This is a genomic window from Caballeronia sordidicola (assembly GCF_001544455.2).
GTDB classification, from domain to species: domain Bacteria; phylum Pseudomonadota; class Gammaproteobacteria; order Burkholderiales; family Burkholderiaceae; genus Caballeronia; species Caballeronia sordidicola.
Window position 1 is genome coordinate 41704 of sequence record NZ_FCOC02000018.1, and the last position, 26479, is coordinate 68182.

Annotated in this window: 21 protein-coding genes and 3 pseudogenes; 15 read left to right on the top strand and 9 right to left on the bottom strand. The window is 61.9% G+C overall.

Annotated elements, in window-relative coordinates:
* Window positions 1-7: 7 nt before the first annotated feature.
* The 7 genes and pseudogenes from AWB64_RS23445 to AWB64_RS23475 all read left to right on the top strand — a co-directional run bounded on the left by AWB64_RS23445 (window position 8) and on the right by AWB64_RS23475 (window position 8099).
* Entirely contained in the window at window positions 8-409 is a 402-nt protein-coding gene (locus AWB64_RS23445; RefSeq protein ID WP_060857840.1) for a hypothetical protein, read from the top strand.
* Window positions 406-2157: a type IV secretory system conjugative DNA transfer family protein gene (locus tag AWB64_RS23450; protein ID WP_060857841.1), complete on the top strand. Its 1752-nt coding sequence runs from the start codon at window positions 406-408 to the stop codon at window positions 2155-2157. Before AWB64_RS23445 ends, AWB64_RS23450 begins: the two co-directional genes overlap by 4 nt.
* A 36-nt stretch (window positions 2158-2193) precedes the next feature.
* Window positions 2194-4113: a PriCT-2 domain-containing protein gene (locus tag AWB64_RS23455; protein WP_060857842.1), complete on the top strand. Its 1920-nt coding sequence runs from the start codon at window positions 2194-2196 to the stop codon at window positions 4111-4113.
* A 45-nt stretch (window positions 4114-4158) separates the two neighbouring features.
* A complete protein-coding gene (locus AWB64_RS23460) occupies window positions 4159-5709 on the top strand; it encodes an LPD7 domain-containing protein (protein ID WP_060857843.1) in 1551 nt (516 codons plus the stop codon).
* A gap of 10 nt (window positions 5710-5719) precedes the next feature.
* Window positions 5720-6241, top strand: coding sequence for a hypothetical protein (locus AWB64_RS23465; protein ID WP_060857844.1), 522 nt, complete (start codon window positions 5720-5722; stop codon window positions 6239-6241).
* 1 nt (window position 6242) lies between these two features.
* Window positions 6243-7292: a relaxase/mobilization nuclease domain-containing protein gene (locus AWB64_RS23470; RefSeq protein WP_060857845.1), complete on the top strand. Its 1050-nt coding sequence runs from the start codon at window positions 6243-6245 to the stop codon at window positions 7290-7292.
* Window positions 7293-7307: 15 nt separating this feature from the next.
* A pseudogene (locus tag AWB64_RS23475) lies at window positions 7308-8099 on the top strand (DNA adenine methylase).
* Window positions 8100-8177: 78 nt separating this feature from the next.
* On the opposite strand, the gene AWB64_RS23480 reads toward AWB64_RS23475, so the two are convergent.
* Window positions 8178-8609 (bottom strand): hypothetical protein, encoded by a 432-nt coding sequence (locus tag AWB64_RS23480; protein ID WP_341845247.1) that lies wholly within the window; start codon window positions 8607-8609, stop codon window positions 8178-8180.
* A 538-nt stretch (window positions 8610-9147) separates the two neighbouring features.
* Between AWB64_RS23480 and AWB64_RS23485 the strand changes: the two are divergent.
* A pseudogene (locus AWB64_RS23485) lies at window positions 9148-9765 on the top strand (alpha-hydroxy acid oxidase); the annotation flags it as partial.
* Window positions 9766-10771: 1006 nt separating this feature from the next.
* On the opposite strand, the gene AWB64_RS23490 reads toward AWB64_RS23485, so the two are convergent.
* The 4 genes from AWB64_RS23490 to AWB64_RS23505 all read right to left on the bottom strand — a co-directional run bounded on the left by AWB64_RS23490 (window position 10772) and on the right by AWB64_RS23505 (window position 13361).
* On the bottom strand, window positions 10772-11200 hold the full coding sequence (locus tag AWB64_RS23490) for a hypothetical protein (protein WP_060857848.1): 429 nt from the start codon (window positions 11198-11200) through the stop codon (window positions 10772-10774).
* 132 nt (window positions 11201-11332) lie between these two features.
* The gene (locus AWB64_RS23495; RefSeq protein WP_060857849.1) at window positions 11333-11986 is read right to left on the bottom strand and encodes a hypothetical protein; all 654 of its coding nucleotides are present in this window, start codon (window positions 11984-11986) and stop codon (window positions 11333-11335) included.
* 169 nt (window positions 11987-12155) lie between these two features.
* Entirely contained in the window at window positions 12156-12635 is a 480-nt protein-coding gene (locus tag AWB64_RS23500) for a hypothetical protein (protein ID WP_060857850.1), read from the bottom strand.
* Window positions 12636-12719: 84 nt separating this feature from the next.
* On the bottom strand, window positions 12720-13361 hold the full coding sequence (locus tag AWB64_RS23505; protein WP_060857851.1) for a nitroreductase family protein: 642 nt from the start codon (window positions 13359-13361) through the stop codon (window positions 12720-12722).
* A gap of 176 nt (window positions 13362-13537) precedes the next feature.
* On the opposite strand from AWB64_RS23505, the gene AWB64_RS23510 reads away from it, so the two are divergent.
* The 3 genes from AWB64_RS23510 to AWB64_RS23520 all read left to right on the top strand — a co-directional run bounded on the left by AWB64_RS23510 (window position 13538) and on the right by AWB64_RS23520 (window position 16180).
* The gene (locus tag AWB64_RS23510) at window positions 13538-14224 is read left to right on the top strand and encodes a 4'-phosphopantetheinyl transferase family protein (protein WP_157766688.1); all 687 of its coding nucleotides are present in this window, start codon (window positions 13538-13540) and stop codon (window positions 14222-14224) included.
* A 343-nt stretch (window positions 14225-14567) separates the two neighbouring features.
* Window positions 14568-15431: an MOSC domain-containing protein gene (locus tag AWB64_RS23515; protein ID WP_060857853.1), complete on the top strand. Its 864-nt coding sequence runs from the start codon at window positions 14568-14570 to the stop codon at window positions 15429-15431.
* A gap of 299 nt (window positions 15432-15730) precedes the next feature.
* Entirely contained in the window at window positions 15731-16180 is a 450-nt protein-coding gene (locus AWB64_RS23520; protein ID WP_060857854.1) for a Fur family transcriptional regulator, read from the top strand.
* Between the two features lie 19 nt (window positions 16181-16199).
* Here the strand turns inward: AWB64_RS23520 and AWB64_RS23525 are convergent.
* From AWB64_RS23525 to AWB64_RS32355, 4 genes and pseudogenes are all read right to left on the bottom strand, one after another.
* Window positions 16200-17588, bottom strand: a pseudogene (locus tag AWB64_RS23525) (efflux transporter outer membrane subunit).
* 4 nt (window positions 17589-17592) lie between these two features.
* Window positions 17593-19605: a MacB family efflux pump subunit gene (locus AWB64_RS23530; RefSeq protein WP_099050593.1), complete on the bottom strand. Its 2013-nt coding sequence runs from the start codon at window positions 19603-19605 to the stop codon at window positions 17593-17595.
* On the bottom strand, window positions 19599-20579 hold the full coding sequence (locus AWB64_RS23535; RefSeq protein WP_244164181.1) for an efflux RND transporter periplasmic adaptor subunit: 981 nt from the start codon (window positions 20577-20579) through the stop codon (window positions 19599-19601). The genes AWB64_RS23530 and AWB64_RS23535 overlap by 7 nt, the downstream gene beginning before the upstream one ends.
* Entirely contained in the window at window positions 20483-20875 is a 393-nt protein-coding gene (locus tag AWB64_RS32355; protein ID WP_244164182.1) for an Asp23/Gls24 family envelope stress response protein, read from the bottom strand. Before AWB64_RS32355 ends, AWB64_RS23535 begins: the two co-directional genes overlap by 97 nt.
* A gap of 530 nt (window positions 20876-21405) precedes the next feature.
* Between AWB64_RS32355 and AWB64_RS23540 the strand changes: the two genes are divergently transcribed.
* From AWB64_RS23540 to AWB64_RS23555, 4 genes are all read left to right on the top strand, one after another.
* Window positions 21406-23793: a penicillin acylase family protein gene (locus AWB64_RS23540; RefSeq protein ID WP_244164174.1), complete on the top strand. Its 2388-nt coding sequence runs from the start codon at window positions 21406-21408 to the stop codon at window positions 23791-23793.
* Window positions 23794-24372: 579 nt separating this feature from the next.
* On the top strand, window positions 24373-24606 hold the full coding sequence (locus AWB64_RS23545) for an MbtH family protein (protein WP_060857856.1): 234 nt from the start codon (window positions 24373-24375) through the stop codon (window positions 24604-24606).
* A 4-nt stretch (window positions 24607-24610) separates the two neighbouring features.
* Window positions 24611-25402, top strand: a complete 792-nt coding sequence (locus AWB64_RS23550; protein ID WP_060857857.1) for a thioesterase II family protein — start codon at window positions 24611-24613, stop codon at window positions 25400-25402.
* Complete coding sequence (locus tag AWB64_RS23555) at window positions 25399-26394, top strand: TauD/TfdA family dioxygenase (RefSeq protein WP_060857858.1); 996 nt, start codon at window positions 25399-25401, stop codon at window positions 26392-26394. Before AWB64_RS23550 ends, AWB64_RS23555 begins: the two co-directional genes overlap by 4 nt.
* Window positions 26395-26479: the final 85 nt, after the last annotated feature.

The following is a 26479-nucleotide window of genomic DNA, read 5'->3' on the forward strand; positions in this document are numbered from 1 at the left end:
GCAGGCCATGGACATCGGAAAGGGAACCGGAACGGGACGGTCAGCCAGCAGGGCGATCGGGTACCACGCGATGCTTGCACTGCTCACGCTTGCGGTCATGGCCGCAGTGGCAGCGGGACTCACGCTTGCCCTCTGGCTGGCTTCGCTTTTCTTCGCCGCGAGCCAGCACGTCAACCCGCTTCATGCCGGATTTCATGCGTGGCCAGATGCCGCGCTGGCCTGGCATGACGGCCGCCTGCCGAAGGAGGGGCGGCGGCTCGCCGGTGCTGCGCTGTTTGGCTTGCTGCTGGCGTTTGGCGCACCCGCGCTCGGCGTCTACACACTTGTGGAACAGTCCGGGCGACGGCGCCTCTACGGCAGCGCGCGGTTCGCAAACGAGGCGGATATCCGCCGGGCAGGACTGTTATGAGCTCGGCGACGACTTCCCGTTCTCATGAGAACGCCCGTGGTGGACCAGCGCTGGTCGTGGGCGTCTGGCGTGGGCGTTATCTGCGCTTCTCTGGCCAGCAGTTCGTACTGCTCGCGGCGCCGGCCCGTTCCGGAAAGGGCGTGGGCATCGTGGTGCCTAACCTGCTCAGCTACCCGGATTCGGTGATTGTGCTCGACATCAAGCAGGAAAACTTCAACCTTACCGCGGGTTTCCGCCGTGCACACGGGCACGACGTCTACCTGTTCAACCCGTTTGCGGAGGACGGCCGGACGCACCGGTATAACCCGCTGTCGGCGATCTCGGATGGCATATTCCGCGTCGGCGACATCCTGGCTATCGGCTACGCGCTGTATCCGGTCGGCGGTCACGACGACTTCTGGAAGGACCAGGCACGCAATCTCTTTCTCGGTATCGTGCTGCTGCTGTGCGAGTGGCGCGATGCGCGCCGCACCGGCAACACCGATGTGTCCGACTTCCCGGTGACGATGGGTGAGGTACTGCGGCAATCATCGGGAAACGGCATGCCCGTCAAGGCGTACCTGCAGCAGGCGCTGCTGCAGAACCGGCGACTGCTTAGTGGCGCGTGCGTCGATGCGCTCAACCGCTTTCTCGCGAACGACGACAAGGTGCTCGCGAGCATTCTCGCAACCTTCAATGCGCCGCTCACGATCTGGGCCAATCCGATTGTCGACGCCGCGACGAGTGCCAGCGACTTCGACCCACGTAACGTCCGGAAGCGCCGCATGTCGGTCTATATCGGTGTGACGCCAGACCATCTGACGGAGGCTGCGCTGCTGGTGAATCTGGTGTTCTCGCAGGTTGTGAACCTGAACACGAAGGAATTGCCGCAGGACAATCCGGCGCTGAAGTACCAGTGTCTGCTGCTGATGGATGAATTCACGTCGGTCGGCAAGATTCACATCATTGCCCGGGCAGTTGCCTATATGGCGGGATACAACCTGCGGCTGCTCTCGATCGTGCAGTCGGTGTCGCAGCTCGAGTCGGTCTATGGCCGGGCAGATGCCAGGACGTTCGTCACCAATCACGCGATGCAGATCATCTACGCGCCGCGCGAGCAGAAGGATGCGAACGAATACTCGGAGATGCTCGGCACCTTCACGGACCGCTCGCGCAGTGTGAGCCGGTTGAACGCGATCTTCGGCGGCCGCGGTGGGTCGAGCGAGAGTTTCTCCGAGCAGCGCCGCCCGCTCCTGCTGCCGCAGGAACTCAAGGAGCTTGGGCGGGACAGCGAAATCATCCTGCTCGAAAACACGAAGCCAATCCTGGCCAAGCGGATCTGCTACTGGCGTGATCCTGTTTTCACATCACGCCTCGTGGCTGCGCCAGCGATTCCAGCGATGGATCTCGCGCGCTTCATCGCCCAGGTCGAGCGGCGGGTGAGGGATGTGCGGCTGGACGACCTGGATGAGGCTGGTGTGATCCACCTTCCCCCGGAGTATCTGGAAGTACTGCAGGCCTGGGATCCTCGTGACCTGCCACGGTATCTCAACGACGTGAGCGACGACGAGGCGGCCGCCTACGTCGAGCGACATTTCATGCTGCTGGGTGTACCGGCTGCGCGCGTGGCCGTGGCAGCGCGCCGGCTGTCGCCGTCCGATCTTGATGTTGCGGAACTGCGCCCCGCGGATCGCGCGCCGAAACGCAAGTCCGCGCGCAGCACAGGTGCCTCACGGAAACAACATGGGCGCGACATCTCGCCCAACTGATGGTTGGAACGTCGTGCCGCTGCACGGAGAACGCCGATGAATACGCGGTACCTGAGCGAAGAAGAGCGTGCGCGTGCGGCGCTGGCCATGATCCCTGCCGAAGATTACACGACGTGGGTCGATATGGCTTTTGCGCTCAAGCAGGGATTCGGCGAGGCCGGCTTCGACATATGGGACGAGTGGAGCCGTACCGCCCACAACTACAGCGAGCGTGCGGCACGGGTAACCTGGCGCTCGGCCGGTGAGTCAGGCGGGAAGACGCTCGCCTCTCTCTTCTGGCTCGCGCAGCAGCACGGTTTCGACGTCAGGGGCTCGCGTGCAGCGATGGACCCTGCGGAGAGGTTGCGCATGTCGTCGGCCCGTCCGTCCATGGACCGGGCGCAGCAGGCCGGCGGTGTCGCGGCTCGTGTGCGCGCGCGACAGACTGCGGTCGCGCGGGAGGCGCTGGCAATCTGGAAGTGGGCGCGACCGGTGGGCCCCGGGCATCCGTATCTCGAACGCAAGCAGGTCCGGTCAGTTCCCACACTACGCGAACTGGAGGCAGAGGAGCTGCATGCGCTGCTCGGATACGCGCCGCGCAGTGCCGAAGAGCTACTCACGGGCCGCGTTCTGGTGGTGCCGGTCCGCATCGGCGACACGCTCTCGACACTGGAACTGATCGATGCCGAAGGGCGCAAGTCAGCTCTCGCGGGTGGCGCGAAGTCGGGTGGCTACTGGGTGGTGGAACCCGACCGGTTCCGTGATGGCGTAGTGACGCCCATCCTGATCGCCGAAGGCGTGGCAACAGCCCTGGCAGCGTGGCAGGCGACCGGCTGGTTCAGCGTCGCCGCACTGTCGAGCGGCAACCTGCGGCCGGTGGCGGCGATGTGGCGCGGCCGTTATCCGGACGCGGAGATGCTCGTGCTCGCCGATCTCGGTGCCGGGTATGAACATGCGAAGCAGGCCACGCTCGGCACGTCTTCACTGCTGGCCGAACCGCACTTTGCACCGGAGGCGCGCATTGCCGGCGAAGTCCCGACTGACTTCGACGACATGGCAGTGCTGTCAGGGTTCGGTGTCGTTGGTGAGCTTTTACGGGAGTCGCTTTATGTCGCGCCGGCGCGGGATGCGATGGGCGGGGAAGAGACGGGAGAGGCAGTAGCTGCAGACGGATCGGGCGACGCACTGAAGGAGGGTAATGCAATGGGTAACGTGAAAGAGAAACTCGTGGGTGATGGAGAGGTGTCGGGGCGGCGCCGTACGTCGCGGCGCGGGGCCAGCAGTCAGGACACACCGGAACCAGCACCGTCGGAACCAACACCGTCGGAACCAACACCGCACGAAACCCTGGCACCCGCAGCCGGGCAAGCATTGTCCCAACCTCCGGACCCGGATCGGCATGAAGCCGATGCGCCGAGGGCTGAACCACCACCCGCGCGTGCGGTGGGTGCTTCGGCACGGCGTCAGGTGGGCGAACCGCTGTACGGACTCGAGGAGGTACCGGGGGAGATCAAAGCGCTTGCGCAACACCGCTTCGGCGCGCAGATCCGTATGGCGACGCCCCGCGAGAACGGCGGTCCGTACCGCGGTGAGGTGTTCAACACCGAGCACTACATGATCCAGGAGGTGTCCACGCGCAGCGTTGTATTCCACGCGAAGGCGAACGTGGAGTTCGTCTCGGACCGGCTGCGGTGGATGGACGAGAACCAGCGCCTCAATGGGGCGGAGGTGCAGGTCGGGTACGACGGCACCCACGGGAAGGTGTATCCGTGGGACCGTGCGCGCGACCTGCTCGAGCGCACGGTTGCCTCGCTGAAGAAGTCAGCCCGCGAGGCGGGTTTCGGTAACGACCTCGACGCGACGCTCGACCAGCTGCAGGCCACGTCGTGGACCCGGGTGAGGGAGGCACGGGCGGCGGCACTCGCGCAGTCGAAGGAGCGTGCCGGCCGCGAGCAGGGACAGGGACAGCAACGCTGAGCGTGCGACGCTCCCGCCAGTGCAGTGATCAGAGGAAGATTCATTATGGATGAAACCGCAACTTCTTCCGGCCCGCATGCGGACGAACCGGTCATCAATGTGATCGAGCCGGACCCGCCGCCCGTCCCGGATCCGCAGGGCGGCGCCGCAGGCGCGCAGCGCTTCGATCGGACCGCGGCCGACGCAATGGTGGCACGCCGACGCCGCGAGTTCGACGCAGTGCGGGCGCGGCTGCGCGATCAGGCCATCGAGGCGGATGCCCCGCCGCAGGCCGCTGCACAGCAACCCGCGTCTCCGGCGGCGCCCCGTGGCGCCGAAGATGCATCGGCCGCGCGCTGGGCACCGCTTGGCAGTCCGCCGGAGACGGTGCGCAAGCGCTACCTGCGGGCTGGCAACCAGTATTTTCTGAAAGACGCGCCGCATCAGCTCGCGTTCGAGGATATTGGTCCGTGCCTCGTGACGGAACACAACCGCCCCGATGTCGTTGAGTCGATGGTGGACATGGCCCGTGCGAAGGCGTGGGGGCGCATCCGGGTGTCAGGCCACGAGCAGTTCCGCCGCGAGGTGTGGGTTCAGGCAACGCTGCTCGGCATCGAGGTGAGCGGGTACGCGCCGAAGGCAGTCGACTTCGCGCGTCTGGCCGAAGGCCGCCGTGACCGAATGACCAATCGCATTGACGTGATGGAAACGACCGCGGCCGCGCAGGTGCCTGCGAATCGACCAGAGGCGCTCGAGGCGGCGCCTGGCCCGACCGTTTCGCAGACGGCGCAACCCGCGAGGCGCGATGCTTCCCGGGCGCCAGAGGCTCGTGCATCGACTCCACCACCGGCGCCGGCGGCGCCGCCCCGAACCGCTCCAGCTTCCGAAACGGGACCACGCGTGTCCGAGCCCGAGGGGCAGGAGCGACAGCGTTACATGGGCGAACTGGTCGAGCACGGCGGCGCGCCCTTTCAGCACAATCCGGCGCGCAGCGACTCGTATTACGTTGTCTATCGCGATACGGGTGGCGCGGACCATGTCGTGTGGGGTGTGGACCTGGAACGGGCCGTGGCGGAGTCCGGCGCGCTTGCCGGACAGCAGGTCATGCTCGAAAACCTTGGCCGCCGTCTCGTGACAGTGACGGTTCCGGTTCTCGACGCGACGGGAAATGTGATCGGCGAAGAAGAGAAGGAGGTCTATCGCAATACCTGGCAGGCTGATGTGATAGGGCGGGAGCGGGCGCAGTCGCGCCCCGGCGCGACAGAGAGACAGGGCGACGCCGGAAGAAGTGAAACCGCAGCGCCGGAGCAGGCGCAGGCCGCCCGTCGGCGCGAGTCTTCCGTCGTGTCGAGCGAGGAGCGTGCCGTGCAGATGGCGGTGCTGACCGCCGCGATGCGGCAGCAGGGTTTCAGCGAGCGATCCATCGCACGCGTGCAGCAGCACGCGCAACGGCTGCTTGCCGCGTTCGTGGCGGAGGGCGTTGCGGTTCCGCGACCGCGCGTGTTTGATCCCGAGGCGCCCTCTGCACGCAGTCGCCGGACCCGCACGGCTACGGAGCGCGCCCCGACCCGTGAGGTAGAACGTGGGCCAACAGAACCGGCGCCTCCGTCCCTGTAGGAGCACAGACATGGCCTCGCGTGCGCGACTGTGTGTGGATCTCGGGCCGGCGAAGTCACGCTGGGAGGCGTGGTGTGCCCTTCACGGCGTAACGGCGGCCGATGGGGTCCGGCAACTGGTCCACGGTGTGTTGAGTCGGGACGAGCCGTCAGACGGGTTACCTGGGCGTAAATATCACCGCATTCCGGTCGACGGGCATCGAGAACGCGTCGAAATCCGTCTCACGCAGGAGGAACTCGAAGCAGCCAGCCGGTGTGCGTTCTCCAGTGGGCTGAATGTCAATCGCTGGATGGTCACGGTGATCCGCGCGCAGCTCGTGCATGAGCCGCAACTGGGCGAGCGCGAGATGCGACTGCTTGCAGACTCGAACCAGCATCTGGCCATGATCGTGACCTTGCTCGGTCGGTTGAAGGCGCATCGTGGTGCGTGCAACGCGGCGCGTGTGCTCGAGGACACGCGTGCCGTGATTGATACGCACCTGCGCACAGTGACGCAGGTGCTGCGCGCCAATCTCGATCGCTGGAGCCGCTAGCATGCCGTTCCCGAAGACATACGTCGACCAGATGCTGCTGAACTGGGGAGACCGGCTTTTCCACGATCCGCTGCGGCACGTGCGTGCGCCGCGCATGTCACGCGGCGAGCTCCGACGCGATGTACGACGCATGCGCGAGCAGCTTGCCCGCACGCTCAGGCGCACCCCCGAGGTGATGGTCAAGATCACGAACAAGGCGTCTGGCGCGCAGGGCATGGGCGCGGTGCGCCGTCATCTGCGCTACATCTCGCGTAACGGACGGGTCGAACTCGAGGATCAGGACGGGATGGCCATGCTCGGCCGCGAGGCACTGCACGATCTGACGAATGCGTGGCACCTCGGTGGCTGGGGTATCGCGGAAGAAAGCCGAAGGCGGGAAGTGTTCAACGTGCTGCTCTCGATGCCGCCGGGCACAGACCGGCAGGCGGTGCGCAACGCTGCGCGCGCGTTCGCGGCGGAGGAATTCGGCGACGGCAGACGGTACGTCTTTGCCGCGCACGATGACGAGGCGCATCCCCATGTGCATCTGAGCATTCAGGTACGTGGACCGGACGGAAAGCGGCTCAATCCGCGCAAACAGGACCTGCAGCGCTGGCGTGAGCGGTTCGCGGCCCAGTTGCGTGAGCACGGTGTTGACGCCAATGCGACGCGCCGACTCGCGAGGGGCGAGACACGACGTTATCCGAAACAGGCCGTCGTGCATATGACGACCCGGGGTGAAATGCCGCGTTACTGGCGATCGGAGTTGGACGAGCCGACTCGTCGCACCTTGTGGGCCGCGCATGCCGCGCCGCTTGAAGCATGGCGGGGCGTGTTGCATGCCATGGAGGGCTCGCAGACCGCGGACGATCGCAGACTGGCGGCGGTGATCACCGACTTCGTGAGGATGATGCCGGTTCAGCACGACAGGCCAGAGATGGAGCGCAGTGATCGGGATGTACGGCAACGCGATCGCAAACCCGTTCACGCCCACGATTTGCGTCACGCACGTCGTGGTGAAGCGCAACCGGATCTGTTTCCGGAGGATCCAGACGTCGGAGTGGAACGTTGAGCAGAGGAGGCAGGTATGGCGATGCCGATCATTCCGTGGATAGGTGGCAAGCGGCGGCTCGCGGACGTGCTCATTCCGCGCTTTCCTTCGCACAGCTGTTACGTTGAGGTGTTTGCGGGTGCAGCGGCACTCTTCTTCATGCGGCCGCCGGCTGAGGTCGAAGTGTTGAACGATGTGAACGACGAGCTCATCAACTTGTATCGCGTGGTGCAGCACCACCTCGAAGAGTTCGTGAGGCAATTCAAGTGGGCTTTGAGTAGCCGCGAGGTTTTCCGGTGGCTGAGCGAGACGCCTCCACACACGCTCACTGACATCCAGCGGGCCGCGCGGTTTTATTACCTGCAGCAGAACTGCTTCGGTGGCCGTGTGGAAGGGCGCACCTTCGGCACGGCGACGACCTCGCCGCCTGGGCTCAATCTTTTACGTATCGAGGAGACGCTGTCCGCGGCACATCTTCGACTGTCGGGCGCGTACATTGAGAAACTCGACTGGCAGACATGCATGGCCCGGTATGACCGGCCTCACACGTTCTTCTACCTCGATCCCCCGTACTACGAGACAGAGGGCTACGGCGTGCCGTTCGAATTCGGACAGTATGAACGCATGGCAGCGGCGCTGAGGGGGCTACAGGGGCGCGCGATCCTTACGCTCAATGATCATGCGGCATTTCAGGATCTGTTCTCAGGGTTTGACAGAGAGTGAGTTGAACCGCCGTACACAGTTGGCGGTCCGACCAGCACAGTTATGCGCGCCGAACAGATCATTTATAGCTGGGAAAGAGCGAAGGATCCTGTGGGGTTGCTCTGACGCAGGCACTGGTATCCACTAGAACGTCTCCCGTCTCTCGGCTCGGCTTCGGGCCGGCAATGCGCAGATGTTTGGGCTTCAACGATCGATGAACAGGGCGGGGCCACCCTTGTACGAGGCAACGACGATGACGACCATTGCGACTAGAAGAAGGGGGAAGCTGGCTACGGCCAACGGAAAGAACAGCGCAAGCTGAAGGGATGATCCCCCGATGCCATGCAGTAGATCCGTGTCGCGGATGTTTTCATAGAGCAGCCACGCTGTTGGAGCGAGACCCAGCGCGATGAGAATCAGCCCATCGGACGTGGGAGTATGTTGCTGGATCGCCTTCGCCCAGAAGTACAGACCCCACCAAATGAGGTTGACAGCGATGGCAGTGAGCCAGAAGCCACGCATCGTGAAAAAGGTGTGGCCAAATCGGCGCAGGCAGTGGCGGTTGAACAGTTGGATCCCCTTCGCAACAGCGACGACGACAGCTAAGATCAGCGCGAGTTTGAACCAACCCATCATCGGCTCCTTTGGGGCACGGAATCCCACGCGATCCGCTCCAGTCGGAACACGGGGCTCAGACAGAAGCGAACTTTCATCTGTCAAATATAGACGTTTGACTGGCGAATGCAACGTATCGAACTCGAACGGGAAGTGTGCCGCCATCCGGGTGGTCGCGTGCTGCCTACTCCGTTCGTGGCGCCTCTCACCCTATAGCGGTCCTGGCTCTATTTTTTGTGACAATCGCATTAGAGGGTAGGCGCGGCGAGAGCTCCCAGACCGTGCGCTGCGAATTAACGCCGCCTCGGGCGGATTCGTGTACTCGCTTGTCGAGCGTTTGCCACCAGTCCGCGGTCCAAATTGCAGATGACCAAACGCTCACACAACTCATCTAAAGTCTCTCCCATTTTTGCAAATCTGATTTTTGTTTGTTGGTTTGCACTGAACCCTGACCCAGGGGCCCGCTCGAGATCCGTCGCGCCGCGCCCGCATTCAATCTGATGCAGGAGCGCATCACACGTTCGATGCAAAGCCGCACGCAAATGCTCGCCGCGATCAGCCACGACCTGCCTTAAATAGTTTGATGTAACTGGCAGCACGTCCTCGCTGGTGCCTCGGGATGTTGCGAACGAAGCGCCGCACGTTTGGCAACATCGCGGGGCATGTATCCGGCGTAAATGATTTGGCTGATCTTTCGGCTTGGACGGCTCAACAGCTCGATCCAACCTTAAGCTGGGATTCGATCCGATGGCTTCGCGACCGTTGGAGCGGCAAGCTGATCATCAAGGGTATTCTGGACCCGGAAGACGCATACATCGCTGCGCAGGTCGGCGTGGATGCTGTAATTGTGTCAAATCATGGTGGCCGTCAACTAGATTGCGCGCCCTCTACCATCTCTGTGGTCTCAGAGGTGGCGCGAGCGCTGGGCGATCGGACGGAGATATTCCTTGACGGTGGTGTCCGCTCTGGACAGGACGTGTTGAAGGCGCTGTGCGTCGGTGCCGACGGCGTGCTGATCGGCCGGCCCTTTCTTTACGGCTTGGGCGCGATGGGTGCGCAGGGCGTCATGCGCACGCTAGAGATCTTGCAGAAGGAGATGGATTTGACTTTAGCGCTTTGCGGACGTAAGTCCGTGGCTGATGTGGGTCGCGACATGTTGATGCCAGCTCCGTTCTAAAAGTTATGCGTAAACGAAGCCGCGGCGAGTATTGAAATCGCAAAACGGTGTCTCGATTGATATGCGCGTTGGATCGAATTAGAAGTGTTTGTCATTAGACAACCGCAAAAGTCGGTCATGCACTTGTGTGAGGGTCTATTCGTCCTTCGGTGCCCATGGGTTCAGTTACTTGCTGCCTGATCCGCCTTTCTGTGTGCCGATCCAGTCATCCATAAATTGGATCGGCGACAACGCCAACGGCACTTTGACTTATTGCAGTTTCTGCCGGCATCGGCACTTCAAATTTAATCCACTGAATTGGAATGTATTGCGGTGCCCGCCACACTCAATCGGGCGGGGTTTTCCTTTCTCGTGGTCATTTCTCCTCGTGAGCAATCCGGCGCGCCGCCTATACGTTTGACGAACTTGTTGAACGCTATCTCAATTATCTTCGTTCAGTTGACTACGCTCCCGTCCACGCTTCGTAAGAACGGCGAGTGATTGCCGCGTTTGCGCGATGGATTCGGTCCGAGAAGCTCGTGATAACTGTTTTCGACGACCAGGACATCAAGGTGTTCTCGTTATGCCTGTGCCGTACAGGCGGTCATTCGTACGGTACGCTTTGACGCGTCAGTTCAGGTATCTTGCGCACGCGAACTAAGTTCCCGACGTCACCTATATCAATGAACGTTGATTCTCTTGCCGACGAACTGGGAGCCTACATTCAATTTCTGCGCTTTGATCGTGGATTGACCGGTCGCGGTAGGGGCGATGGGTAACCATCGTCCCTACCGCGACCAAAAAACCGACACACTGGTCGGTTCCTTGGCCTGTTGTTTTGGGTTTCCTGAGTCAAACCCTTTAAATTACCGCGGGCTCAGGTATCTGCCCGGACACTGGATGCTTGACGGCACATTCTTCCGGGTGCTCATACACCATGAATTCTGGTGCGTGGGGCAGGGATTCAACTGCGACCCCTGCCCTGAGCCGGCATGATAATGCGCGCCAGTCCATGTGCCAGTGGCATTCAGCGATCGGCGAATAAGGCCGGGCCGGCCTTGAACGATGCGACGACCATGAAAACCATCACGATGATCAGCAGGGGAAAGCTGCACAGGGCCAGCGGGAAAAACAGGGCGAGCTGGAGCGAGGTGCCGCCGATACCGTGGACGAGATCCGTGTCCCGGACGTTTTCGTAGACCAGCCATGCCGCTGTAGCCACACCCAGTCCCATGAGAATCAGCCCGTCGGACAGATGCGTGTGGTGAAGCGTGGCATTGGCCCAGAAATAAATACCCCACCAGACGAGGTTGATACCCATGGCGGCGATCCAGAAGCTGCGCATCGTGAAAAAGGTATGGCCGAAGCGGCGCCGGCAGTGGCGATTAAACAGCTGGATTCCCTTCGCCGCACCGATCACGGTGGCAATGATGATCGCGAGTTTCAGGATACCCATGGGACGTTCTCCTGCAGGCGGAATCGCAAGATAAAGTGCCCTGTCCAGCATGTAAATAAACCAGTAAGGGCAACGATCTATTTATCACTATAATTCGTTGTCTTGGGAATGCAACAGTTTCGTAGATGATTGTCATTGCCCACGCCATCCGAACGCCTGAATGGTCGACAGCGGCTTATACGTGGCGATGGCGGCACAGATCTGGCCAGGCATGGGCAGGTCCACGATGTGGATATATTTGCCGTCGTTGGCTTCAGCCGTTAACGCGGCGCCATTCTGCGAAATGAGTGTTGGGTACCGATTTGCGGATTCGTCCCCGATAAGCTGAATGACGCTTTCCCGTAAGGTTCGATTGCGAACTTCTTCTAAATGATCGAATGCGGGAGAGGTCTGTGTTGCGTCAGCCTGATATGGCGCGGCATCCGTCGGTTCGGAGTGGCTGGGGTGGAAATGCGGCAGGGCTGTGCTGACTCCCAGTTTGCTCAGGCTGATTCCCAGCAGAACCCAGATGCCTGCGTAGGCGATCCGGATGGGGAGTTCCGGCGTAGATGATGGCGTGAGCAGTTGCAGTTCTCCCTCGGCATTGTCTCTTAACTTGATCTCGATAGGCGGGCAGTCGAGTATGCGGGACAAGGTGTTGCGCAGGAAGGTGCGGCTGACGAGGTATCGTTTTCCCAGCGCAGAACTTGGTCCGTGCATTGCACGTTTTTGCTCGTTATGTCGGATATCCAGAGGGGACTTGCTCTTACTGATAGCATCCCATTCCGAGCGGAAGCGCCAAATCATGAGTTCATCGGGTGCGGGTAACCGGCTATGCTGGTGATGCATTTCGTCTATGCGCCACGGGACGAAATTAAGGCCAGGTGTACGGTAAGCGGGGTGTGGCCTCGCCCGCTTTCAAGACGTGTGAGGCAGCCCCGTCGCGGTGTATTTTCTTCTTTTCCATCCGGCACTCTCAGTGCATGTAATTGATTGCGCGCTCCCGAATCCGAATATGGAGTCCGACGTCGAGAAGGTCGATGGCAAACCAGCGGATGAGCTTGAGCAGCCCGCTGACTGCAGGCGCTGGAAACTGCTCACCGAGCAGTTTGATGGCCTGTGAGCCCTGACCCTGCTGCAGCAGGGCGATAGCCTGCAGCAGACCGGCTTCGTCCCCGGCGAGTTCGGTGGCACACCGGCAGCGGGTGTCGAGCGGCCGCGTCGTGACAGTCGTCAGAGTACGCATGACGAGATCGAAATGTTCGATGCCGTCTTCCTTCAACCCTGCTTTGTGCAGGATCTCTTTCCAGTCCATGACGGCGAGTTGTACCTGGCAGCGCGGGCGCAGCCAGGCGCGCAGGGCGGTGAGTATCATGAACTCGGCGCCATCGAGATGCTCGAGGGCCTGTTCATCGAATGACTCGCTTCGACCGGCGAGCCTGGAGGACGGATGCATGGTGTCTCCTCGGAAAACATCGTGAAGGCAGGTGCGTACCGACATCCCGTGTGGTTGGCTCGGCGCCAAGCCAGTCAGGTCGCTTCAGACTGATGAGCGACCGAGCCACTCGCGGACATGGTTCGCGCGCGGCGGACGAAGCGCGGAGCGCTCCTGTGACTTTGGGGTTCCGACAAACAGGAACCCGATAAGCCTGTCCGATGGTTCGAAGTCGAGAGCGGCCAGTAGTGCGGCGTCGTATGTATCGATGCCGGTGGCCCAGAACCCGCCGTAACCGAGCGCATGGATGGCGTTGAGCATGTTCATCGTAGCGGCACCGGCCGACAGCAACTGCTCGTTTTCCGGGATCGGGCCGCCTGTTACGACGGACACCCCAAGGGCGATGATCACCGGCGCAGCATACGCCTTCTCTCGTCGATGTTCGTGCGCCGAGCGCGGTGTGCCCAGTTCGCGTGCTGCGGCGATATCGATGAGGATCTCGGCCAGTTCTGCGCGTGCATCGTTCCGCACGAACGCGACGCGCCAGGGCCGCAGCCGGCCGTGATCTGGTGCGCGGAGTGCAGCGTCAAAGATGAGATCCAGTTCGGCATCGCCGGGGCCCGGATCGGTCAGCGGCCAGTACGACTGGCGACTGAGCAGGATGTCGAAGAAGGCCTTGCGTTCAGCCGATACCGTATTGGCGGCATCCGCGCCTGTCGTCTCGGTCTGTGTCACCCCGGTTTCCATTGGCATGTCCCGATGAAAGTGGAAGGCACATGATGATCAAAAATCTGATAATTTGCAAATGATTCTCATTTATTTGCATTTCGCCAGATACTGCTCTATGCTCGTGTCTTATGGGATATCGGGGCATCGTGAACGGGTGGGGCGTACCAGGGGCAGCCACCCGGGCGAAGCAGCTTGTGAGGCGTGGTCGTTGGCCTGCCGATATCGATGTCTGGCATATAGCGCTGGAACTGGACCGGTCGCCTGCTGACATTCCGTTTCTTGACGACGATGAGCAGGCGAGGACCATGCGTTATCGCCTGCGCGCCGATCAGATCCGTTTTGCAGAAACGCGCTCCGTGTTGAGGGAACTGCTGGCGGGTTACATGAGAAGCGATCCAGTTACAGTGAGGTTTGCCCTGTCAGCGCGCGGCAAACCGAAACTGGACGCAGCGACGGCGGCCGGACTGTCATTCAATGTGTCGCACGCAGGTGCGCACGCATTGATCGCAGTATCGCGGCGACGCAACGTGGGCGTCGATATCGAGCAGGTAGATGAAACGCTTGACTGGCGCGAGCTGGCAATGCTGGCCTGCACGGATGACGAACGCTGTAGTCTCGAAGAGGTGACTGGCGGGCAGCAGCATGCGCTGTTCTTCCGGTGCTGGACTGCCAAGGAGGCGCTGCTCAGGGCGCTAGGCCTCGGGATCACGGAAGGCTTGCAGGCATTGACGGTTGATCTGCTGGATGGTGTGGAGACGACGTCTCCCGGGGTGGTTGCGCAAGCGTCGCAGTTTGCGGAGGCTAAAGGATTGACGTGCTGCTGGCTGGACGATGTGCCAGGGTATGCAGGCTGCCTCGCTTACGGTCCAGCCGGTCCGTAGCCACCAGACATCATGTGCAGGGTTCTCGCGGGCGCCAGTGGGTTTTTGTAGGCACCGGGCAGCAGGATGCTGAATGTGAACGAATTGCAGGTGTAACGGGTATTGTGGGGACCACCTCTGACGAGGTGTTGGGCTAGCCAGCCACCGTGGTGCCGCATGTGCGAAGGATTTAGACCCCCTTTCGCACATGTGCGCAGAAGTCACGTCAAGCGAGCCATGCCATTTTTTTGCCCCGATCCTGTTTCTATCGCGATTCGGCAGGCTGACGGAAGGGAAGCGCGATCGCTTGTCATCCTGAAACTGGCGGGCAACAATCGGCGAAGATTTCGCCGCCCGGTCACGCATGCCAGTTATCGACGCACTCCATATCTACCCCATCAAGTCATGTCGCGGAATTCGCCTCGAGCGAGCGCAGATTACACGCTGGGGCCTGCTGCTGGACCGGCACTGGATGCTGGTGGACGGCGCTGGACATTTTGTTTCTCAGCGCGAATATCCGTCGATGGCCCGGATCGAACCTCGATTGAGGGTAAACATATTGTCTGTCTCTGCGCCTGGCATGCCGGATCTGGTTATGCAGGCGCCGGGGCTGGCGGGGAGTCGCGTCTGCCGTGTCGTGATCTGGAAAGACACCGTGCCGGCTCTCGATGAAGGGGACGTTGCTGCGAGCTGGTTTTCTTCAGTCCTGGGCGCGCCCGTGAGGCTGGTCTGTTTCGATGATGCTGTGCGGCGGCAGGTGAGCCGGGACTGGACAGGAGGCGATGTGTCCGTCACGCAGTTTGCGGACGGTTTTCCCCTGCTCGTGACGGTCAGGGAATCGCTGGACGATCTCAATGATCGCATGCAGGCGAAGGGCGCACCGGCGATCCCCATGGAGCGTTTCCGTCCGAACCTCGTGCTCTCCGGTGTCGAACCCTATGACGAGGACTATATCGGTACGGTCAGCGCAGTGGAAAGCCGCGTGATACTCCGCCTGGTCAAGCCCTGTGCGCGCTGCCCGATTCCGACGATTGACCAGATGACGGGTATGCGCGATCCGGCCTGGGGCAATGAGCCACTCGACACACTGGCCGCATATCGCTCGGACCCACGGGTCGGTGGGGGCGTGACGTTCGGGCAGAATGCAATTGTGCTCGGCGGTGAAGAACAGTGGCTCCGTGTCGGGGAGGCCGTGCAGTGCGAGTGGAATTTCGCTAACGATTCCTGATTCGCCCTCCCATCTCGGAAACACGAGCAGGGTGTTGATTGAGGATCGCTGCGGGGCAATAAATGATAGTAGTTCCTGTTCTCTTTACCGTTCCGGCATATGTAACGTAATAGAAATAACTAATCGGGGAGCAATAGCTAATGCGTTAGCATCGATCGCTTTAACTTCATCGTCTGGTCTGCTGCCGTGTCCTAGGCAACAGCCCGTCCTGGAGGGGGCAGCAATTGCTCCTTCGACAGGTCGACACGCGTGCTCTGCCTGCATGTCCTTTTTCATTCGCAATCCACACCGCTTATTCCATGTCGCCACAGGTTTCTGAAGAATTGCAGGGAGCGGGTTTGCGCATCACCACACCGCGCGTGAAGGTGCTCGAATTTTTCCGTACGACCGGCTATCGGCACTGCAGCGCCGAAGAGGTCTTCCGGCACCTGGTGGAGCAGAAAGTCGAGATCGGGCTTGCAACGGTCTATCGTGTGCTCGCGCAGCTCGTGGATGCCGGAATTCTGACGACCAGCATGCTCGATTCGAGCAAGATGGTCTATGAACTGAATGAGGGCAAGCGGCACGACCATATCGTCTGTCTCTGTTGCGGTCGCGTGGACGAATTTTCCGATCCCCTGATGGACGGTCGCCAGAAGGCAATCGCCGATTCGCTGGACTATGTCCTGACTGGCCATCAGCTCGTGCTTCACGGATATTGTTCAAACTGCAGACCCAAGCCCCAGGGCATCAAGGCAGGCAAGAAGTAGACGGCGATGCCGGATGCGCTCAGCCCGGCATCGAATCGGTGGGCCGGGTCCAGGCCCCGCCGAGGGCGCGGCAAAGGGATACGGTGGCCTGCAGGCGCGCAACGCGTAGCTGGACATTTGTGTCTTCGGCGTTGAACAGGGTCTGCTGGGCGAGCAGTACAACGGTTAGTATTTCTGCGCCGGCGCGGTAGCGGCTCTGTGCGAGCTGGAGTGCGCGCCTGGCTTACCCCAGTTCTTCGTCGTTCGTCTTGAACTGTGAATCCAGCCCCTGGACCGCATTCAGTGAACGTTCGACATCCCCGAGGGCCGTGATGATAGCGGCGTGGTAGGTCGCGAGCAGTTCTTCTTTCTGTGCGACGGCAAGGTCACGTCCCGCCGCAAGTGCCCCGGCATTGAATATGGGTGCGGTGAGGCCGGCGGCCACGCTGTAGAGCGAATTGTCGAGAAGCGTATGGATCTGGCCACCCCCCCCCGACCCTACTGTCGCGGTCAGCGTTAGGCTGGGAAGCATGGCGGCTCTGGCCGCGATGATGTCGGCATCTGCTGCTGCGAGTTGTGCTTCGGCGCGGGCGAGGTCCGGTCGCTGTACCAGTACATCTGACGGCACCCCGGCATCAACATCGGGCATGTGTAGCCCGGCGAGCGACTGGGTCGTGAGCTGTAGCTGTGACACCGGTTTGCCAAGCAGCACGGCAAGCGTGGCGAGGCTGTCGTTCGTCTGCTGGGCGAGTGATTCGACTGCACGGCGCTGGGCGGCGACCGCGGCGCGCTGCTGGTGCACGTCAAGCTGGGTAGCAGCGCCTGCGCGGAACTGGGATTCAACGGTATCGCGTATAGCGCCGGCCGTTTCCAGATTTTGCCGGGCAACGTCGCTTCTCTCGCGTAGGGCAACGGTCTGTAGCCAGGTATTGGTCACGTCGGCCGAGACAGTCAGGGCAACGGTATCCCGGTCGAAGCGCGATGCGCGGAGCGTGTCGATTGCGGCGTTGCGTATCGCGCGGTTTCGTCCCCAGAAATCCAGTTCATAGCTGGCCGCCAGGCCGAGGTCGAAGCTTGTGCCTTCGAGTTCGGTATCCGAGACCAGCAGTCCACTCTGCCGGCTTGCGTCGGCAAAGCCCGAAACGGTGGGCAGCAACGGTGTTCCGGCGATGCGTGCCGTTGCCTGGGCCTGTCTGACTCGCGCGACTGCTGCTGCAATGTCGAAGCTGTCGTGGTTCGTGTCGCGGATCAGATGATCGAGTTCCGTGCTGCCGAACACGGTCCACCAGTCCTTGTTGATGGGTATTCCGTGATGATCGCTGGCGGCGTACTGCCAGGTCGAGGGTATTGAAACAGGGTGGCTGTCGGGAGCGGTGACGCTGCAGCCGGTCAGGGCGAGGAGGGCGAATCCCGCGGTCCAGTTCTTCATGGGTTTATTCACTTGCCAGGGCGACAACCGGATCGAGGCGTGCGGCTTGCCGTGCCGGCATGAATCCGAATACGAGTCCGGTCAGCAGGGCACACCCGAATGCCCCGATGATGGCGCGAACGGAAAAGATGGCGGGCACGCCCGCAACAATCAGGATCGTACCGACCAGCAGCCCGCACGCGACGCCCACCACGCCGCCTATGCCGGACACCACCGTGGCTTCGGTCAGGAACTGGCGCAGGATATCGCGCTGCCGGGCACCGGTGGCCATGCGGATACCAATCTCGCGTGTCCGTTCCCGGACCGTCATGAGCATGATGTTCATGACGCCAATGCCGCCGACGAGCAGGGAGATGGCAGCAATGAGGCCGAGCATCAGCGTCAGCGTATTCTGGGTTTCGGTCTGTGCCTTCACGGAGGCTGCGCGATTGTAGACCTGGAAATCCCGGACGTGATGCGCGGCCTCCAGCGTGTCGGTCACCTGCCGGGCAGTCTGGTCGGCGAGATCGAGGCGGTCGATGAGCACCGAGATCCACGACAGGTTGGTGGTGCCCAGGATCCGGCGGCTGCCCGTCGAGAAGGGCATGAGGACGACGTTGTCGTCATCGGCGTCGCCGGACGTCGCGCCTTTTTCTTCGAGTTCTCCGATGACCTGGAACGGGACGTTGTTGACGAGTACGTAATGTCCAACCGGATTGCTGTCGCCGAAGAGTTTTTCTCTCACACGCTTGCCGAGCAGGATGACGGTTGCAAGTTGCTGCTCGTCCTTCGCGGTGAAGAAGATCCCGCGCTCCGGCTTCCAGTTCAGAATCGTCGATGCCTGGTCGGTGACGACCCAGACCGGGACCTGCGTGTCGATGTTGCTGTAGCGCACCGTGACACTGCCCTGCAGGAAGGGCATGGCAGCACTTATATTGGGGACGTCCCGCACGATGTCGGCATCGGTCTCGGAGAGCGTGCCGCCGGGCCCGCGCGGACTGTCGCCGCCGGGGATGACATACATCCGGTTGGTGCCGAAACTGGCCATCTTCTCGATGATCTGGCGCTCCGTGCCGGCGCCGATCGCGAGCATGACGATCACGGGTGCGACACCGATGATGATGCCGAGCAGCGTCAGCAGGGTACGGAACCGGTTGATCCAGAGGACACGCCAGGCGGCGCGCAACGCTTCGCGGGTGTCCGCGATGAACGAGGCCGTATGGGCGGCGCTGTCCCTCATCGTCTCGATGAACGCCTGGACGTCCAGCGGCGCATGCGTAGTCGGGGGTCTGCTGTTTCCCGAGTCCGCAATAATTTCGCCGTCGCGGATTTCGATGATGCGATGCGCGCGCGCTGCGACTTCCCGGTCGTGGGTGATGAGAATGACGGTGTGTCCCGTTTCCGCCAGTTCTTCGAGCAGATGCATGACCTCCGCGCCGCTCTTGGTGTCGAGCGCGCCAGTGGGTTCGTCGGCGAGCACGATATGTCCGCCGTTCATCAATGCGCGGCTGATCGACACGCGCTGCTGCCCGCCCGATAGCTGACTCGGCCGGTGGTCGAGACGCTGCTCCAGGCCGAGTCGCGTCAGCAGCGCCGTTGCGCGCGCCAGACGTTCGGTCGCCGGGATGCCGGAGTAGATCGCGGGTACCTTGACATTCTCTCGCGCGGATTCCGTCGCGATCAGGTTGTAGCCCTGGAACACGAAGCCGAATGCTTCCCGGCGCAGCCAGGCGAGCTCGTCGGCATTGAATGCGGCGATGTTCTGTCCGGCGAAGCGGTACTGACCGGCAGTGGGGCGGTCGAGGCAGCCGAGGATGTTCATCAGTGTCAACTTGCCCGAGCCCGATGCGCCGACGATGGCGACGAATTCGCCCGGGTGGATGGACAGGCTGACGCCGCGCAGGACGTCGACGGCCGGAACGGGTTTGCCGTCGGGGCCGCGCACGTGGCCGCCATAGGACTTGCGGATGTCCCGCAGCTCGATCAGGGCGGTGGCGGGCGGGTTCGAGGCCCGCGCGCCGGACGACGGGCTTACCACTCAAATCTCCCGTCCGACAGTCGGGTACGGGTCACGGCTGTGACCAGCCGGTCGCCCGCCTCGAGACCGGACAGGATTTCCGCATTGAGCCGGTCATGGACGCCGATGCGTACTTCGCGGGTGACGGTGTGGTTGCCCTGCTGGACGCGCGCGAGGTAGACGTCAGGTTTTCCCTGGACCGCTGCCATGGCCGACAGGGGTGCCACGACGACGTTGTTTGCGCGGGCGGCGACAAAGAAGACCTGAGCGCTCATCTGCGGCATTAGCTGCCCATCTGCGTTGGACACATCGAACAGCACCGTATAGAGCACGACCTTGCCTGTGCTCTGTGCGGACGCCTGTGCGGTGGACTGCTGGCTGCTGCTGTCGGGCGGGGTCGAAGGATTGGGCGGCGCGGGCAGGATCTGGCGGAGGGTGGCGTTCCAGCGGCGCTCGCTCGAGCCGAGCGTCGTGAAGTAGACCGGCATGCCGGGCTTGACGCGCAGGATGTCGGCCTCCGACACCTGGGTCCATACAGTCATCGTGGAGAGGTCAGCGATGCGCAGGATGTTCGGTGTCTGGTACGTGGCATTGAGTGTCTGACCTTCGCGGGCGTCGAGCGTGACGACGGTTCCGCTCATCGGCGCGTAGATGCGGGTGTAACCGAGTTGGGCCTCGTCTCCCTTCAGGTTGGACTGGGCACCGGCAATCTGCGCACGCAGGTTCTCGGTCGTTGCCTTGGCAGAGGACAGGGCGCCCAGGGCGATCTGGAGATCCTCGTCGCGCGTCGAGCCTTCCGAGGCCATGCGGCACTGCCGGTCATATTGCTGCTGGGCGAGCAGTTGCTGGGCCCGCGAACCGAGCAGTTGTGCATGCAGGCTCGCAAGCGTCGACTGGTCTACATCAACCTTGGCCTGTTGCACACTCGGGTCGATCTCGACCAGTAGCTGTCCTCGCTGAACGCGGTCTCCGGCCCGTACGCGGATATGCCCGATTTCCCCCGATGCCTGGGCGCCGATGTCAACGTAACTATGGGCTGGAGCGTGCCGAGTGCGGTGACATTCGATTCGACGCTGCCCCGGCTGATTGTGACGGTATCGAGGTGTTCGGCGACGTGAAAGAAGAGGATCCAGACGATCCATGCAATAACCAGCAGGGCAAGGGCGAATGTGACGAAACGTCGGTACCGTCCGGGAAAGCGGTTCATTGGGTAATTGAGGAAAGACCAGCGTTGCGAGTGGGATTGTGCCTGTGCTTCGGTAACGAAGTCGTCACCAGGCTTATCTACCATGACTCCATGATCTCTGGAGGGCTGTACACCATCGATACATAGGCACCGCCGACTATAGTGTCTGAGTATAAGAGATTCTCATTTGCAAATGCACTGTACCCTCAGCAACCAAGTGGGTGCTGGGCTGGCGGCGTAGACGAGATGCAGGGCCGCTGAAGCAGGTCTGTTTATCGTGATGCCCCGATGAATACGGCAGACGGAGGGTATCGAGCACGAAAGGACTGTTCGGAGAGATGCGAATGGAAATCTCTAAAAACGCCTTGACAATTGAACCTCGCAGGCATATTTTTCTCATGAATTTACGAGTAATTCTCATTACGGACAATCCGATTTCAGACCGAAGTTGCGGGGAATCGACTGCTTGCGCACCAAGTCCGAGTACGGCCGATCGTTTGAGATCGACGCATATTGATCCAGGAGATATAAGGATGGGTGTGCAGGACCCGAAACAAGAACGAAATCGCGTGCGTACAGCGGTCGCCGCCTTGGCAATACTTGGTCCGCTGGCCTTGCCAGGCTGTGCACCCGGAATGAAGCCGACAAACGCGCCGGTTGCGCAGGCCGCGCAGATTGACGAAGCCGCGCCGACGCCGCTACACGCCACGATTCGGCGCACGGCCTACGGGGTGCCTCATATCGAGTCAGCCGATTGGGACGGACTTGGCTATGGCTACGGCTACGCGCAGGCGACCGATGATCTCTGCACGCTTGCAGACGGCTTCGTGACCTGGCACGGCGAACGCTCGCGCTACTTCGGCGCGGCCGAACACATGCCGATGTATTCAACTATCGGTCGTCCCGTCAATCTGGACGCCGACTTCTACCACCGCTTTCTCATCGACGATGCGGCGATCGATCGCTTTCAGTCGCAGCAATCGCACGCGATCCAGGCGCTCGCGCATGGCTATGCTGCCGGTTACGACCGCTACATGAAGGAAGTGAAGGCCGGCGGCCATGCGGGCGCGCACGTGGCCTGCCGCGCCGCGCCGTGGCTGAAGCCTATCGACGCGCGTGACGTCTATCGGCGCATGCTCGCGGCGATATATGCGGGCGGTTACGCGCGCTTCGTGCACGCGGTCGCGAATGCGCAGCCGCCGTCGTCCACGGTGGCGCAAATGTCTGCTCGGCAGGAATCCGTCGCGCTGTCTGAGGCCAAAGTGCCGTATCTACAGGCAGGCGGTGCGGCGGGAATCGGCAGCAATGCCATTGCATTTGGCAGCGCTGCCACAGGCACGTCGAGTGGTCTTTTATTAGGTAATCCTCACTGGTTCTGGCGCGGTCCCGATCGCTTCTACCAAGTGCAGCTTACGATTCCCGGCAAGCTCGATGTGAGCGGTGCGGCGTTTCTGGGCGCGCCGGTCGTCATGATCGGCTTCAATCGCGACGTAGCGTGGAGTCTCACGGTGTCGTCGGCCCGGCGCTTCGGGCTGTTCCGGCTCGCGCTCGCGCCAGGCCACACTGATACGTATCTGATTGACGGCAAGCCCGAACCGATGCGCGGCGAGCGCATCAGCGTCGAAACGCGTAACGCCGACGGCAGTACCGGCACGATCACTCGCACGCTGTACCGCACGCGTTTTGGGCCACTGGTCGATCTGTCGGGCCTTTCACCGGCGTTGGCGGCGAATGCGCAGACGGCTTTTGCGATCCGCGACGTCAACGCGGACAACGCGCGCACTTTCGACACCTTTCTGCGGTGGGATCGCGCAGATTCGCTCGAGAGCTTCATGCGGATAACGCGCGATGATGCGTCGATGCCGTGGGTCAACACGCTCGCGGTCGGGCGCAACGATGCGCGCGCTTGGTACGCTGATATCGGTGCGATCCCGGACGTGCCTGCCGCGCTCGCGGCACATTGCACGATAGAGCCAATCGCCCGTGCGCTTGCGGCGAAAGCGCGCGGCGTGCCGGTGCTGGACGGCTCGCGCGCCGCCTGCAACTGGGCTGATGAGCCCGCAGCAAGGCAGCAGGGTGCATTGCCGAGCGTGCGCATGCCGAACCTCGTGCGCCGCGATTATGTCGCCAATATGAACAACAGCTACGAGCTGGCCAATCCCGTTGCACCGCTCGCTGGCTACGACGCGATCTTTGACAGCCAGAACGGCTTGTCGTTGCGTGCGCAACTCGGCTTGCAGATGATCCGTGCGCGCATCGAGGGTCGTGACGGCTTTGTGGGCAAAGGTGCGGACAGCGCGAGCGTGCGTGCAATGACGCTCGACAGCCGCGCGCTTTCGGCGGAGCGCTTCAAGGCTGATGTGCTGAAGGCCGCCTGCACGGACGAGCGCGCACAGCAGACGCCCACGCTCGACGCAGCCTGTGACGCATTGCGTAACTGGAACGACACCGGCAACGCCGACGCTCGCGGCGCGAATCTCTGGGACGCGTTCTGGTCGCATCTGCAGGTCGCGAAAACGGGCTGGTCGTATACGGTCCCGGCAAGCGTCTCCGATCCGCTCAACACGCCGCGCGGCCTTACGTTGGACGCCGCCTTCGCGCGTGAGACGCTGATCGCCGCCGTGGACGATCTGCATCGAGCACATCTCGCGCCGGACAGCCCACGGGGAGCCGCGCTTTACGCGACGCGCGCGGGCGTGCGCGTACCAATGTTCGGCGGCTGTACCTCACAGGGCTATTTCACAGCGGCGTGCTCGCAGGAGCATGTGGATTCGCCCGATGGACTTGCGCTCGACGGCGATCCGAACGGCAACAGCTATATGCAGGTGGTTAGTTTCGATGCTGACGGGCCGCAGGCGTGGACCTTCCTTACGACATCGCTTTCGGACGATCCCGCGTCGCCACATGCGGGAGATTACACGCAGCGTTACGCGACGAAGTCGTGGGTGAGGATACCGTACACGAGAGAGCAGATCGACGCCGATCCGGCCTTGAGCGTGACTGAACTGAACAGCGAGCGTTGAGCGGGTGAATGAAAAACGGCTGCGCGGGGAGGGGGCGATCGTCAGGACGGCTTGAGTGGCTTCCAGCCGATTCGCATCAAATCGCTAGTGGTGCGCGCGATCTGGTGCGAAAAGAACCGCCAATGCGGTGTCACAAGTCACGCGTGCGTCGAATGATGCATTGCGCATCGCATGGTCTTCGCGTTTATAGCGCCGCTGAGGGTACTAATCGAAATTCATGACGCTAGCCAGTAATTCCCTATGAGTCGTAGTTTCAAATTCGCTTATAGCGCTTTGAATAATTTTTTTTTACAACTTGCTCAATCCGTTGTCGGAAAAGGCATTCCGCTGATCGGAAGGCTTGCGTCATGTCGAAAGTTGGCCTTGACAGGTTGACACGACTTCGAGCAAATACTAGATTTAATAGTAATACGAATGAGTATTGTTTACGTTATCATTCTATTGGCGTTTCCCGAGAGTGTTCGGCGTCGATTCGAAGTCGTCTCATCGAATCACCCCACATCGCGCGAATCGTCGTTATTTCACAAGTGTCTGCGATATCACCCGAACCATCCGTAATCGCACAACAGGAGAGCTATCATGAGCTGGGGCGATGAAAACACGAACTTCCACGTCGTGGTGAATCACGAAGAGCAGTACTCGATCTGGCCGGACTACAAGGCGATTCCCGCCGGCTGGCGCGAAGCGGGCAGGTCGGGCAACAAAGCAGATTGTCTCGCGTGGATTGACGAAGTATGGACCGATATGCGCCCGCTGAGCTTGCGTCGGGCGATGGAGCAGGTCGAGTCCGCGCAGGGCGGCAACGCGGCCTGACGCGATGTCGTTGAAAGCCATCGCGGTCGATAGCGTGACGCCGCCTGTCGAACTCATCTGCCTGGCTCATGCGGGCGGCGCTGCGGCGTCGTACCGGCAGTGGCAGGCTGCGTTGCCGCGCGGCGTACGCGTGTTCGCGCCGGATTACGCGGGTCACGGTCTGCGCCGCACGCAGCCGCCGCATCGCGCGTGGACACCGCTGATCGAGGATCTGGTCGACGAAGTTGCCGCTCGCCTTGACCGCAACGCGCCCTTTGCCGTGTTCGGCCACAGCATGGGTGCGCTGGCGGGTTTTGAGCTATGTCACGCCCTACGCGCTCGGGACGGTCGCGAGCCGTTATGGTTCGGCGCTTCGGCGTCGGTCGCGCCGGAGCGCCGCACGGTCGAGTCGCACTGGCTGGGCTGTCCGCGCGAGACGATGGCGGCGAAGCTCGCGGCACTGGGCGGTACGCCCGCCGCACTGCTCGACGACGCTGACTTTCTCGATCTTGTTCTGCCGGTGCTGCGCGCCGACTTCCACCTTTGTGGCGTCTATATAGCGCATCTGCGTGCAGGGTCACCGCGCGTGCCGCTCGCCTGCCCTCTGGATGTGTTCACAGGCCGCGGCGATGCCGCGACCGCGTGCACCGCCGACGTTGCCGCCTGGCGGGACTACACGCGCGGCCCGTTCGCGCAGCACGCTTTCGATGGCGGCCACTTCTATCTCGATATGCACGTGACGCCACTGCTGCGTCACATCGGTGCGGCGCTGGCGTCGTGTGCGTCCCATCCACTTGCTCAAGGTCTCGTCACATGAACGCAGCTATCATCGGCAACGCCGCATCGATCACGCTCGCGCAGGAGATCATCGAGCACAACGGCACACGCGTGATGTGTGTGAGCCCGCCCGCCACCGCGGATACGAGTCTCGATGCGCATTGGCCCGAAGTCGCTGCGTTGCTTGCCCGCGCGCGTCACGTGCAGGGCGGCGTGCTGCTGCGCGGCTTCGATGCGCCGGGCGTGGATGGCTTCGGCCAAGTTGCTGCGCGTCTGGGCGAACCGTTGCTCGACTATGAGTTCGGATCGACGCCGCGAACTCGCATCGAAAAGCGCGTCTATTCTTCGACCGAATATCCGGCCGATCAATGGATCGACCAGCATAATGAACAGTCGTACACGACGCACTGGCCTTCGACGATCTGGTTTTACTGCGATATCGCCGCACAGCAGGGTGGCGCGACGCCGGTCGCCGACAGCCGCGTCGTCTATGCGCGGCTCGATCCAGCGCTGCGCCGTCGGTTCGCCGAACAAGGCGTGATGTACGTGCGCAACTATGGCAACGGCCTCGATCTGTCGTGGCAGCAAGTGTTCGGCACCGACGATCGTGCCGAAGTCGAGCGTTATTGTGAGGTGCACGGCATCGGCTGGGAATGGCTCGACGGCGGCGAAGCGCTGCGCACGCGCCAAATCTGTCAGTCCGAACTGCGTCATCCAGTGACCGGTGAAACCATCTGGTTCAACCAGGCACACCTATTTCACGTCACCAATCTGCCTGCGGCGGTACGCGAGGCGCTGCTCGATGTCGTCGATGAAGATCGCTTGCCACGCCAGACGCTGTTCGGTGACGGCAGTCCGATTCCTGACGCGATGCTCGACGAGATCCGCGCGGTGTATCGCGAGACGCTGCTTGCATTCGAATGGCGCGTCGCCGATCTGCTGATGCTCGACAACCTGCTGATGTCGCACGGACGCGCGCCGTTCACGGGTCCGCGCCGCGTGCTGGTCGCTATGAGCGGACCACCAGCTTGACGCACGCTTTTTCGCCGGCGGTTAGCCGAATCGATCTATCCTGGCTTTGCAGCCTCAGCCGTTATTCTCCTTGCCCTCAGAAGGA